Below are 11,675 nucleotides of genomic sequence, written 5' to 3' on the forward strand. Positions count from 1 at the left end.
AAAAGGCGGCTTTAAAGCCGCCTTTTTTTTATTTATTTTCAGGGTGTGGCTCTATTGAAGGGCCTTTACGCCCGGAAGTTCTTTGCCTTCCATGAACTCAAGAAGGGCTCCGCCTCCTGTTGATACGTAACTTACCTTGTCTCCGTAGCCGAGTGTGTTAACGGCAGCAGCAGAGTCACCTCCCCCAATGAGAGAAAAAGCACCATTGCCTGTTGCTTTCACTACAGCGTCGGCGATTTTCTTTGTTCCATTAGCGAACTTTTCCATTTCAAACACGCCCATAGGCCCGTTCCAGAGAATAGTTTTGCTGGATTCTACCACCTTCGAAAAGATGGCCGTTGCCTCAGGCCCGATGTCAAGCCCCATCCAGCCGTCGGGTATAGAGTGGTTGTTGGCCACTTTTGTGTTGGCGTCGTTGCTGAAGTTGTCAGCTATTATCGAATCGATAGGCAAGTGAAGCTCAACACCTTTTTCTTTGGCTTTCTGAATCAACTCTTTGGCGAGTGAAAGCTTGTCTTCCTCTACCAGTGATTTGCCAATATGGCCGCCCATTGCTTTGAAGAACGTGTAGGACATGCCGCCGCCAATGATGAGGTGATCAACTGTATCCAGCAGCCTTTCTATGATCAGTATTTTATCGGAAATTTTAGCACCACCCATAATGGCCGTAAATGGCTTTGTGGCATTTTCAAGTACCTTCTGTGCGTTGTCAAGCTCTGCCTGCATCACGTAGCCACACACCTTGTCCTTCATATAATTGGCTACAATGGTGGTAGAGGCGTGGGCCCTGTGGGCAGTGCCGAAGGCGTCGTTTACGTACACATCGCCATGCTTAGCAAGTTTTTGAGAAAACTCAGCATCACCTTTTTCTTCCTGCTTGTAAAACCTCAGGTTTTCGAGTAACAAAACACCTCCTGGTTGTAGATCGGCACTCATTTTGAAAGCAGCGTCGCCAATACAATCGTCTGCAAACTGAACCTTTGTTCCAAGGGCTTCACTTAGGTAGGCAACTACATGCTTCAGCGAGAACTTGTCTTCCGGCCCTTCCTTCGGGCGGCCCAAATGGCTCATGAGAATCACCGAGCCTCCGTCTTTTAATATTTTATTGATAGTCGGAATGGCTGCCCTCAAGCGGTTGTCGTCTGTTATATTGTTTGACTTGTCGAGGGGCACATTAAAATCGACCCGTATTAGCGCTCTTTTTCCTTGAAAGTTGTACTGATCTAGTGTTATCATAAAAGGTTTTTAATTTTTTAAAACCAGGGAAATAAATTGGCTCGAGAATGTGGGCTAATGATAGATGTAAAATTACTTTTTTTAGGCGAGTTTGAAAGCGGTTCGCAGGGTCTTTCATTTTCAGCTATGCCTGGGCACGCTTCAGGCGGTCATTAATGGCCTTCCCCAAACCGATTTCCGGGACATATTCAGCAACAATGCAGTTGGCAGCTGTTTTATCCATTTTTCGCATGGCTGAAAACAGGTTGGCGGCTGCTTCATCAATATTTCCCGTTTTCGACAGGATGAACTTATGGTTTTCGGGCACCTCAGGATAGTCTTTCTGAAATGAAATAATCGCCACTTTCAGCGGGTTTAATTTGGGGATCAGCTCTTCCAGGTCGCCAATAACTACCCTTTTCACAGGAGCGTAGTGGCTTTTTAGCATGCCTGGTGCGGTGGGGTCGGAGCTCATATTAGTTCTTATGCGCACTGTGCCAATGAGCTTTTCTATTTCGTCAATTCGCTTACCACCCAGGCGATAAACAACCGGCTTATTGTTTTCGAACCCGATAATGGTCGACTCAATACCCACTCTGCAAGGTCCCCCATCGAGGATGTAAGGAATGGCTTCCCCAAGTTGGTCCTGCACATGGTGTGCCGTGGTGGGGCTTACATAGCCAAATGGATTGGCACTGGGTGCCGCCAGCGGATAGTCAAGCTTTTCCAGCAATTCCGTAGTGATCGGGTGATCGGGAATTCGCACCGCCACAGTTTTTAACCCGGAGGTTAGCAGGAGCGGAATCCTTTTTTTCTTTGGAAGCAGTAGTGTGAGCGGGCCGGGCCAAAATGCCTCAGCGAGGTCAAGTGCTACATCCGGGATGTCCTTAACAAATGTCTTTACTTTTTCGAGGCTATTGGTGTGTGCAATAAGCGGATCGAACGAGGGCCTGTTCTTTACCTGAAATATCTTTAAAACGGCGGATTCATTAAAAGCATTTCCCGCAAGACCATACACGGTCTCGGTAGGGAGCCCTATCAGTTGCCCCCGATCCAGAAAGGATTTTGCTTGGTCTATGTCGATCCCTATTTCCGCCATGAAATTTCATCAGATACTGCGAATCTACAATTATTCTGTTTATTTCGTGATGTATTAAATTACACACAAAAAATATTTTAAAGCTATGAGTCAAAGAACAAGATCTGTCATAAAACTAATCGCCGTACTCGTTGTGCTGCTACTTGTTTTGGGTGAGTTGAGTATTGTCATTATCCCTGCTATTGCTGCCTACAAGTTTTGGCTTATGGTCATCGCCTTTATGTTGGTGCTGATTAGCTCCAAATAGGATAAAACAAAGAATATCTTGCAGATGCTCCTGATGGAGTTTTGACTATTCAAAGGTATGAATTAGCGCTGCCTACGATTAATCGCCCAATATTTTGTAGAAAATAAGGAAATACTTACATCAGTTCTTTGCTTTCATAGCACTATTCTGATGTGTTATCTTTCTGAAGGGCATACAAGTATTGTTTTTTGCACCAAAACTTACATGTATAATATTGCCAGGTTTAATGCCTGAATAGTATCATAGCAGCGCTCTATATTTGAATTAATTAATCAAATGGAAAACGATCCAATTGATTAGGTTCTTTAAGGTTTAATTAAGGTTGATGGTGGGCCCCGAGCAGATTTTGTCTGCCGGGGTTTCTTATTTTTAGTGGTTGAGTATCAGCCTGACGGTTTTTTGTTCACCCGAGGCCAATTGTATCCGGCAAAAGTAAACTCCATCCACCACTGCCGTGCCCGTCACGTTCGTTCCATCCCATGTCATAGTAGTGGCCCCTTCAAACTGTGTACCCCAAACAAGCGTTTTGACCTGCTGGCCCGCTGCATTGTAAATGATGGATTTCACAATTTGCTTTTTTGGTATTTCGAAGGGAATGCTGATCAAATCAGTGAAAGGGTTGGGGTAGGGGGCACCAACAATAAATTTCTCCGAAGAAGGTTTTTTTTCGATCACCAGATGATCCGATATAAAGGTTTCAAATATCCCATTTCCATGGGTAGCAATGGCCAGCCGCCCGTCAAGCGGATTGTAGCTTAGCATGGGGATGACGCTGTACCCAACCACGTCTGCACCTTCTCTTGACCAGGTGGTGGCAGTTCCCGACAGCGCTTCGGTTGCGTAAAGCCCCGATCCGGTTCCCACGGCAGCCATTAGCTCACCGTCTTTCATAGGGATGAGCTGCCCCCAACGGACACTGGGGCCATTTCCTGTTCCATCCGCATTCTCCTCCAGGTTGCCACTGATGTCGATGAACGAAAGGCCACCATCGTCTGAAAAGAAGACACTGGGAATGCCGTAGTTGGAAAATACTACCATGATATTGTGGTGATCGGAAGGGTCGATAGAAATGGAGCTTATGAAAGCCTGCGGAAAACCAGGGTCCGTGATTTCCTCCATATCAAAACTATTTCCATTTGCTAATGGCAGTTTGAAGAGCCTTCCTGTGCTGTTGCCGTAGAGCAGCCACTTTTCGCCTGTGGTGCTTACCTCCATGGCTGTGATTTGCCCTTCCGGAATAACCGACGACTCAAGCCGCTGCCAGTTGGTGCTTGTCTTGTCTTGCGAACCATTGGCGATTTGGCTTAAGTTCGAGTTTCTCCAGATAACATTTCCACCTGCCAGGAACATGATATTATTGTTGACAGGGTCGAGCCTGAAGGGGTTCACGAACAGGTAGCCATTGTCGCTGGCGAGGCCCCCATTGAGTGGATCCACTCTGGCATAGCCGGTGAGTTCGAATTTAGTATTGAATGTAAGCCGGTAGATTTGCGCCATTTGCGCCGACACATACCAAAATGTGCCGTCGGAGGTGGTTTGGCAGTAGCTGCCATCCCCCGAAAAAACCTGGTCCCACGGAGGGTTTTCGCCAGGTGCACTTCTGAGGTATGTGCCATTGTCCTGCATACCTCCCACCATCAGGTCGCTGTACTCATATTTGGGGATGTCAATGGTGAAAAACTGAGAGGTGAGGTAGCCGTTGTTAAGGCTTAGCCAGTTTACTTCTTTCGATAGTCCACTCCAGGTTATCGAGATTCCTGCGTCATGCCCGGAAAGCATTTTGGCTGGATCGGAACTGTAAAAGGTGAGCACATGCTGGTCGGCGTGGTGATTGGAATACTGGCTGGCGTTGTTTTCCGGGCTGTAGCCACCAATCCACTCTGTATTGTCTTTGCTTTTGAATCCGTCAGAAGAACGAAACAAATTGGTACCACCCAAGAACACTATGTTTTCATCTGTGGGGTGCACCTCAAGTAGCATATTGTAGCCGTTTTGGGTATCAAACTCGCCCACTCTGCCGCCAAAGTCTGGTATGTTGGATGACAAGTTCTCCCAAATATACTTGTCGCCAGATGCCAGGTAGGTGGCTTTCCACAGATTAGTAGCGGCTGCATCAACTAAAAAGTAGATGACCTTTTCGTTAGATGGCGAAGGTGTGATGACTATCCTTCTATATTGAGAGGGAAACCCTGTGGGGGTAATGTTGACCCAGGATAGTCCATCTTCTGATCTGTAAATACCGGCTTTTGCCCAGTTGTTGTCGGCGTTGCTCACAGTGCTCAACGCACCATACTTAATCCCACTTTTGGTAATTGACACGTCACTAAAGAAGGGGAAGGTTTTGTTATTCAAATCGGTACCGGGCGGCTCGCTCAGCAAGTCTGCACCCAGCACAGTTGCCCAGGTCTCGCCGCCGTCGGAAGAGCGGATCACACCTCCAATAGTGGCGGCATATAGTTCGTCTTCATTGCTGTTGGCCGTGTTGATGGCAAGTTTGTAGATGTACTGGAAAGGACTCCCAAAGGTGGTAACATCTCCTGACACAGTAGCACTCAGTGGCTGCCAGGTAAGTCCCTTGTCGGTCGATTTGAAAATACCGTCGCCTCTGTAGGGCGTGGAATTGTTGCCTCTGGCCGAGTTGAAAAGCGAATACTCACCGGTGCCAAAGTACCAGGTATCGGTGCGGCCATCCCGAGTGTCCTGCACCAGACAACTCACGCTGTTGATCATTTCGGGGGGCGTGATTCTTTTCCATATAATGCCTTCGTTTTCAGTTCGCCACAAGCCACCGGAAACGCCTCCCGCCAGAATTACCTTTTCATTGCTGCGGTCGATGGCCAGCGCCCGGGTACGTCCGCCTACGTTGAACGGCCCTCGTGGGATGTATGCCCTTTCCTCGGTTCTCGCAAAACCACCGAGCTTCATTTCTCTGCTTGTAGGCAGCTGTCGGGTAAACTTGAGGGCCTTGCTGTGAATACCGGCCGGGATCGCTCCTGACGCCGGGTCTGCCAGCATCATATGTTCGAAGTTGGCTCTGGCATCCGGATCTTCCTCAACCCCCAGGCTGGTGGGGGTAAACGGCGTGGCCAGTACTTCAGCCGACTGCTGGTCGCCGTCGTTTGAAAACTTTCCTAAAAAGTAAATCGAAAGGACGCCGCAGACTAGTAGCAGTGCGGAGATAAAGAGAATCCTTCTGTTCATATCAACTTCACTGTGTCAGGTTAGCGATGCCTTTAGCTTGAGTGTTTTTTTAACCATCCGGAGAATCGATTCTTCAAAACCTGCTTCTTCAGTAACAGCCGACAAGGGCACCCACCTTACATCTCTGCTTTCGTTGCTTACAACAAGGGGAGCCGAAACTTCAGCCATGGCAATAAACCTGATGTCGTAGTGAAAATGAGCCGGCTCGTTGCCTCTTTCAGGAATAAGGTGGATATCGATATCAAAAACATCTTTGGTGATCCATTTATAGGCGCTAAGCCCTGTTTCTTCTTCGAGTTCTTTGGCGGCCACTTTCAATACGTCCTCTTCACCATCGGCATGACCGCCTGGCTGCAGCCACCTGTTAAGTTTTTTGTGGTGCAAGAGTACTACCTGATCAAGAGCTGAAGAAACTACCCAGGCAGAGCCGGTGATATGGCCAGAAACCAAATCTCTGCGGAAGCAACCTGGGAAGTTTTGAAGAAGAGATACAAACCTTGGAGCGTAATGAACCTCACTTGTGTGTGATGTTTCGTAATGGCTCAAAAGGCTGGTCAATTCTTTTCGGGACATCCGGCCTACTGAATCACAATGTTTACTTTGTTCATTCTTCCTTCTTGTAGCGGAGCTGTTTCAGCGCCCTCGCCGTTGTTGTCAAGGTCTCCTTTTCTGGCCACAACAAAATATGGCTTTGGATCCAGTTTGGTGAATGTTACTCTCCCTTTCTGGTCAGTTAATTGCGCCTCTTGTACCGGATTCGTTTCTTCTATGTAGTTTTCTTCTGTGGCATAAAGAGTCACAGTAACGCCCTCTTCTGCATTACCAAGGCTATTCAACACGGTGATTCTCAGGTTGGTGGGGAGCAACTGAGTGGAAGACGTAAGCAGCACGAAGCATGCAATCATTAAAATATTTAAGCCTGTAATTCTGTAAGCAATTCTTTTCATTGTTTTGAGATTTATAACGGTTTTAAGTTTATCAGTCAATGGTAAACAAATGTGAGATCAATTCTCTATGGTCTTCAGCAGGCTCATATTGTCTGTCGAAGTAGATATTAGCCAACAGCTTAATATAGCTCGGCTGATCATCGATCAATATGTACTCCACAAGAATGTTACCAAAAAGTTGTTTGGACAGCTGGTCAGCGGCACCGATGGGTGGTTTTAGGTAGTGTTTCTCTCTGGTTTCAATGGTGTCGTTCTTCTCGGTGATCGTCACATCGCTGTTTACCTGCCTGTAGCCCAATGTTTTGCTGATATCAGCCAGGTAGTCGAACAGAAACTGAAACTCCTGCTTATCGAAATCAGGAGAGTAGGTCAGCGCAAATCCGTTGGACGCCGAGGAGGCAAATACATGCACATTGGGCTCACTTTGAACTCCTGCTTTTTTGAAATGATAGGAGCGGCTGTAGTCTGAGATCATTTTGGCGGCACGGCCATCCAGCTTCCATTGCTCATAGCCCTGCAGGTATTTTTCATTTCTTACAATTACCTCTTGAAGGATGAGCGAAGTTTTGCTGACCTGATTGTTGAATAATTTCTGATATAACTGATCGAAGAATGCCATTTCCGAAAGATAACGAGATGCAGGGTGGATTAGTTAAAACAAGAATAGATTTTTATAGATTGGCTTAAATAATCAAACAAAGATGAAGAAAATATATTCAGACGAGGCACCTAAAGCCATAGGGCCCTATTCGCAGGCGATCAGGTCAGGTAGTCTCGTATTCTGTTCGGGGCAAACACCCATTGTGCCCGACACCAACAAAATGGTTGACGGCGAGATAGGGCCGCAAACCCGGCAGGCACTGATGAATTTGTCGGCCGTGCTGAAAGCAGAGGGTTTATCTTTGGCCGACGTAGTGAAAACGACGGTATTTCTTAAAAACTTCAGAGACTTCCCTGCCATGAACGCTGTGTATGCAGAAGTGTTTGGAGAGCATCAGCCTGCCAGAAGCACAGTGGAGGTAAGCAGGCTGCCCCTGGATGCATTGGTGGAGATTGAATGCGTGGCAGAGACCAACTGATAACAAAAGCCTAAAGAGACTTGTTGTTATGTTATGATTTCTATCGCTTTCGTTTTGATGTCAATGGTTGGGTTGGGTGGAGAGAAGTCCGGCGACCCACTAGTGCCGTTTGCCTGGAAAAACAGAATCATCCTTGTCTTTCATTCTGAATCAAATGCTGGCATCGGCGTTGAGCAGGTGGCGCTTTTTAAAAAGCAACAAAAAGAGTTTGACGATCGTGACCTTGTGTTGGGGGTCATTGAAGGTGGGAGAAACGGGGCAATTGGCGGAGCATCGATTGGTGCCAAAGATGCCGCCACGTTGCAGCAAACTTTTAACCCCACTCATAGTCATTTTTTAATCGTTCTGATTGGAAAAGATGGCGGTGTTAAGCTAAAGGAACAAACTGTGGTGTCAGTAGAAACAATTTTCGACCTGGTAGATTCTATGCCTATGCGGCGGGCAGAGATGAGGAGAAACCAGTAATGTTAGGCGACGGTGCGACTGGGGGCAGGCAACTAATTTTTATTCAAGGTAACTTCATTGGCAAGCGGTAGCCCCTCGTTGAAGCTCCTGATGTTTTGCAGCGTCGTTAACGCAATTTGCTCCAGTGCTTCACTGGTAAGAAACGCCTGATGCGCTGTAATCAGCACGTTGGGGAAGGTCATCAGGCGGGAGATAACGTCGTCGTCAATGATGACATCGGAGAAATCCTGGAAGAAAAGGTGTTCTTCCTGTTCGTATACATCAATGCCCAGGGCCCCGAGGCGGTGGCTTTTCAAAGCATCGATAGCGGCCAACGTGTCAATCAAAGCTCCTCTGCTGGTGTTGATCAAGAGGGCTCCCGGTTTGATGTGTTGCAACGCTTCCTGACCAATCAGGTGGTGGGTTTCAGGTGTCAGCGGGCAGTGAAGCGATAGGATATCAGACTGAGCAAGTAGCTCGTTCAACGGGTAGTACACAATGCCCTTTTCAGTGAGTTCCGTATTTGGAAACGGATCGTAGGCTATCACCCGGCAGCCAAATCCCAGCATAATGCTGGCAAAAGTGGCCCCAATTTTACCGGTGCCAATCACTCCAACAGTTTTACCAAAGATATCGAACCCGGTCATGCGCTCCAGGGAGAAATTCCCTTCCCTCACCCTGTTGTATGCTTTGTGGGTTTTTCTGTTCAGCGTTAACAACAATGCGACCGCATGCTCGGCCACGGCGTGAGGAGAATAGGCGGGTACCCTCACGACCTTGATGCTGGCTTTGGCAGCGGCTTCCAGGTTTACCTGATTGAACCCGGCACACCTGAGAGCTATCAGCCGAACCTTCTTACTTTTCAACACTTCAATGACTTGCTCATTGATAGCGTCGTTCACAAAACAGCAAACAACTGCTCCATCAGGAATGACTACCGCAGTGATGGGGTCAAGATTTGCCTCTATGAATATGAAGTCAAATTCCTTGTTGGCTTTTTCGAAGTATTCTTTGTCGTATGATTTGGTGCTAAAGAATACGATTTTCATGTTCGTTTGTGCTACTTGGACTTTCTCTTGAATCCTCCCTTTTTCGCTGGTGCTGCTTCGGCCAGCTCCACGCATTCGGCGTAGGTCAGCTCCTTGGGCTCTTTGCCTTTTGGAATCTTCACGTTCTGTTTGCCAAACTTGATGTAAGGGCCAAAGCGACCGTTTAGCACCTGAACTTCTTCGTTTTCAGTGAATTTCTTGATGAGCCTGTTGGCTTCCAATTCTCTCTTAGCCCTGATAATCAATACAGCCTCTTCCTCAGTGACTGTCATTGGGTCAAAATCCTTGGTAAGCGAGTAAAACTGACTTTTATGACGAATATAAGGCCCAAATCTGCCGATAGCCGCTACCATTGGTTCCTCTTCAAACAGCCCAATCTCTCTGGGAAGCTTGAATAGCTCAAGGGCGTCCTCCAATGTTATATTCTCCATCAGCTGCCCTTTTTTCAGGCTGGCGTATTTGGGCTTCTCGTCTTCGGTTGCTTCGCCAATTTGGGCCAGCGGGCCAAAACGACCTAGCCTGACAGTCACTTTCTTGCCGCTGGCCGGGTCAATGCCCAGCTCTTTGCTGGCACCTACTTCCGACCGGTCAACCTTTTCGGTGCTTTCTACCCTTGGGTGAAATTTGCCATAGAAGGAGTCAATCATTGTTTGCCATTCCACTTTGCCAGAGGCTATGTCGTCAAACTCTTTCTCCACCCGGGCAGTAAAAGTGAAGTCGATCACATTCGGGAAATGGAGCACCAGGAAGTCGTTGACTACCATGGCCAGGTTGGTGGGGAAGAGCTTCATTTTTTCGGCACCGTAGTTTTCAGTACCTGTTTTGGCAGTGATTTTGCCGTTGGCCAGCGTCAGCTCCCTGTATTTTCTCTCCTTGCCGTCACGAGACTCCTTAATAACGTATTCTCTTTTTTGGATGGTGGAAATGGTTGGTGCGTAGGTCGACGGACGGCCTATGCCCATTTCTTCCAGCTGTTTTACAAGACTCGCTTCTGTGTACCTTGTAGGTGGGCGTGTAAACGATTCTTTGCCAGTTATTTCCCTCAAAGTCAGCTTTTCACCGACCTTCAATGGTGGCAGCATGCCTTTTGCTTCTTCTTCATCCTCCTCGTCGTCGGTCGACTCTATATACACTTTAAGGAAGCCTTCAAATTGGATCACTTCTCCGGTGGCAGTCAGTACCTCATCGGTAGTGGAAATGCCAATGGAAGCGATGGTTTTTTCAATTTGCGCATCCGCCATTTGGGAGGCGATTGCTCTTTTCCAGATCAGGTCGTAAAGCCGCTGTTCATTTCTTTCTGCACCGGCTGTGTGAGCCGAGAAGTCCGTAGGCCTGATGGCTTCGTGAGCTTCCTGAGAACTTTCCGACTTGGTTTTATACTTTCTGTTTTGAACAAAATCGTTGCCATACGATGACTTGATTTCGTTGGTGGCACCGCTGACGGCCTCGTCTGACAGGTTGAGTGAGTCAGTTCTCATATAAGAGATCTTACCCGACTCATAAAGCCGCTGAGCGATGGTCATTGTCTGACTCACCGAGAAACCCAACTTACGGCTGGCCTCCTGCTGTAGGGTAGAAGTGGTGAATGGAGGTGCTGGTGACCTTTTAGTAGGCTTTTTCTCTAAGTTTTTGATAGAGAACTCTGCGCCGTTACACTTCTCAAGAAAGGCTTGTGCTTCGTCCTCGGTCTTAAATTTTTTGCCAAGCTCTGCTTTCAGTACCTTACCACCTGCAAGCAGAAAATTGGCTGTGATTTTGAAAGAAGACTCAGAGTTGAAATGTTCAACTTCTCGTTCTCGCTCCACCACAAGGCGTACGGCAACGGATTGCACCCGGCCAGCTGAGAGACCAGTTTTTATTTTTTTCCAGAGAATGGGAGACAGCTCGAAACCAACCAGGCGGTCAAGTATGCGGCGGGCCTGCTGGGCATTTACCAAATCGATATCAATGCCTCTTGGGTTCTGAATGGCATTGTCAATTGCCTTCTTGGTAATTTCCCTGAAAACGATTCGCCTTGTGTTCTTATCGTTCAGGTCCAGCGCCTCCTTTAAATGCCACGAAATGGCTTCTCCTTCACGGTCATCGTCACTAGCCAGGTAAATCATCTCAGCTTCCTTCGATAATTTTTTCAACTGCTTGATGACTTCCTTCTTATCGGCCGTTATTTCGTAGGTCGGCTTAAAACCATTCTTGATGTCAATCGCTTTATCGCCTTTGGGCAGATCACGAACATGGCCGTAACTCGACGTAACTGAATAGTCCTTCCCTAAGTATCCTTCAATTGTTTTTGCCTTTGCTGGCGACTCGACTATTACTAGGTTTTTCGACATTTCTCTGGATTTTTTCCTTTCTACCAAAATGGTGAGGCGGTCAAATATCTTTAAAAAAAAACAA

At 47.3% G+C, this 11,675-nt stretch carries 11 protein-coding genes; 3 read left to right on the top strand and 8 right to left on the bottom strand.

Translation table 11 applies throughout. The features are described from left to right. Window positions 1-51: 51 nt before the first annotated feature. Together AAC052_RS23950 and AAC052_RS23955 are read right to left on the bottom strand one after the other, a co-directional pair. On the bottom strand, window positions 52-1,236 hold the full coding sequence (locus tag AAC052_RS23950; protein ID WP_317487599.1) for a phosphoglycerate kinase: 1,185 nt from the start codon (window positions 1,234-1,236) through the stop codon (window positions 52-54). Window positions 1,237-1,360: 124 nt separating this feature from the next. Continuing rightward, a complete protein-coding gene (locus tag AAC052_RS23955; protein WP_339815781.1) occupies window positions 1,361-2,314 on the bottom strand; it encodes an L-threonylcarbamoyladenylate synthase in 954 nt (317 codons plus the stop codon). 85 nt (window positions 2,315-2,399) lie between these two features. On the opposite strand from AAC052_RS23955, the gene AAC052_RS23960 reads away from it, so the two are divergent. Beyond that, on the top strand, window positions 2,400-2,561 hold the full coding sequence (locus AAC052_RS23960) for a hypothetical protein (RefSeq protein WP_317487597.1): 162 nt from the start codon (window positions 2,400-2,402) through the stop codon (window positions 2,559-2,561). Window positions 2,562-2,930: 369 nt separating this feature from the next. On the opposite strand, the gene AAC052_RS23965 is transcribed toward AAC052_RS23960, so the two are convergent. Genes AAC052_RS23965 through AAC052_RS23980 form a run of 4 tightly spaced genes read right to left on the bottom strand, consistent with a single transcriptional unit; the run spans window position 2,931 to window position 7,328 of the window. Next, complete coding sequence (locus tag AAC052_RS23965) at window positions 2,931-5,762, bottom strand: FlgD immunoglobulin-like domain containing protein (protein ID WP_317487596.1); 2,832 nt, start codon at window positions 5,760-5,762, stop codon at window positions 2,931-2,933. A 15-nt stretch (window positions 5,763-5,777) separates the two neighbouring features. Then, entirely contained in the window at window positions 5,778-6,335 is a 558-nt protein-coding gene (locus tag AAC052_RS23970; protein WP_317487595.1) for an NUDIX hydrolase, read from the bottom strand. Between the two features lie 5 nt (window positions 6,336-6,340). Then, window positions 6,341-6,709 (bottom strand): carboxypeptidase regulatory-like domain-containing protein, encoded by a 369-nt coding sequence (locus AAC052_RS23975; RefSeq protein WP_317487594.1) that lies wholly within the window; start codon window positions 6,707-6,709, stop codon window positions 6,341-6,343. Between the two features lie 31 nt (window positions 6,710-6,740). Next, window positions 6,741-7,328, bottom strand: a complete 588-nt coding sequence (locus AAC052_RS23980) for a hypothetical protein (protein ID WP_339815782.1) — start codon at window positions 7,326-7,328, stop codon at window positions 6,741-6,743. Between the two features lie 82 nt (window positions 7,329-7,410). Between AAC052_RS23980 and AAC052_RS23985 the strand changes: the two genes are divergently transcribed. Next, window positions 7,411-7,788, top strand: coding sequence for a RidA family protein (locus AAC052_RS23985; RefSeq protein WP_317487592.1), 378 nt, complete (start codon window positions 7,411-7,413; stop codon window positions 7,786-7,788). A 33-nt stretch (window positions 7,789-7,821) separates the two neighbouring features. Next, the gene (locus AAC052_RS23990; protein ID WP_339815783.1) at window positions 7,822-8,253 is read left to right on the top strand and encodes a DUF4174 domain-containing protein; all 432 of its coding nucleotides are present in this window, start codon (window positions 7,822-7,824) and stop codon (window positions 8,251-8,253) included. Between the two features lie 32 nt (window positions 8,254-8,285). Here the strand turns inward: AAC052_RS23990 and AAC052_RS23995 are convergent, their stop codons facing one another. Both AAC052_RS23995 and topA read right to left on the bottom strand, forming a co-directional pair. Then, window positions 8,286-9,281: a 2-hydroxyacid dehydrogenase gene (locus AAC052_RS23995; protein ID WP_317487590.1), complete on the bottom strand. Its 996-nt coding sequence runs from the start codon at window positions 9,279-9,281 to the stop codon at window positions 8,286-8,288. 11 nt (window positions 9,282-9,292) lie between these two features. Beyond that, window positions 9,293-11,611: a type I DNA topoisomerase gene (gene topA, locus AAC052_RS24000; protein ID WP_339815784.1), complete on the bottom strand. Its 2,319-nt coding sequence runs from the start codon at window positions 11,609-11,611 to the stop codon at window positions 9,293-9,295. Window positions 11,612-11,675: the final 64 nt, after the last annotated feature.

The organism is uncultured Imperialibacter sp. (assembly GCF_963974565.1).
GTDB classification, from domain to species: domain Bacteria; phylum Bacteroidota; class Bacteroidia; order Cytophagales; family Cyclobacteriaceae; genus Imperialibacter; species Imperialibacter roseus.

What these genes read in the sequence shown, in the direction of transcription:
- AAC052_RS23950 (WP_317487599.1), bottom strand. Translation starts at nt 1,236, where the DNA reads ATGATAACACTAGATCAGTACAACTTTCAAGGAAAAAGAGCGCTAATA.
- AAC052_RS23990 (WP_339815783.1), top strand. Translation starts at nt 7,822, where the DNA reads ATGATTTCTATCGCTTTCGTTTTGATGTCAATGGTTGGGTTGGGTGGA.
- AAC052_RS23985 (WP_317487592.1), top strand. Translation starts at nt 7,411, where the DNA reads ATGAAGAAAATATATTCAGACGAGGCACCTAAAGCCATAGGGCCCTAT.
- AAC052_RS23970 (WP_317487595.1), bottom strand. Translation starts at nt 6,335, where the DNA reads ATGTCCCGAAAAGAATTGACCAGCCTTTTGAGCCATTACGAAACATCA.
- AAC052_RS23975 (WP_317487594.1), bottom strand. Translation starts at nt 6,709, where the DNA reads ATGAAAAGAATTGCTTACAGAATTACAGGCTTAAATATTTTAATGATT.
- AAC052_RS23965 (WP_317487596.1), bottom strand. Translation starts at nt 5,762, where the DNA reads ATGAACAGAAGGATTCTCTTTATCTCCGCACTGCTACTAGTCTGCGGC.
- AAC052_RS23995 (WP_317487590.1), bottom strand. Translation starts at nt 9,281, where the DNA reads ATGAAAATCGTATTCTTTAGCACCAAATCATACGACAAAGAATACTTC.
- AAC052_RS23960 (WP_317487597.1), top strand. Translation starts at nt 2,400, where the DNA reads ATGAGTCAAAGAACAAGATCTGTCATAAAACTAATCGCCGTACTCGTT.
- AAC052_RS23955 (WP_339815781.1), bottom strand. Translation starts at nt 2,314, where the DNA reads ATGGCGGAAATAGGGATCGACATAGACCAAGCAAAATCCTTTCTGGAT.
- AAC052_RS23980 (WP_339815782.1), bottom strand. Translation starts at nt 7,328, where the DNA reads ATGGCATTCTTCGATCAGTTATATCAGAAATTATTCAACAATCAGGTC.
- topA (WP_339815784.1), bottom strand. Translation starts at nt 11,611, where the DNA reads ATGTCGAAAAACCTAGTAATAGTCGAGTCGCCAGCAAAGGCAAAAACA.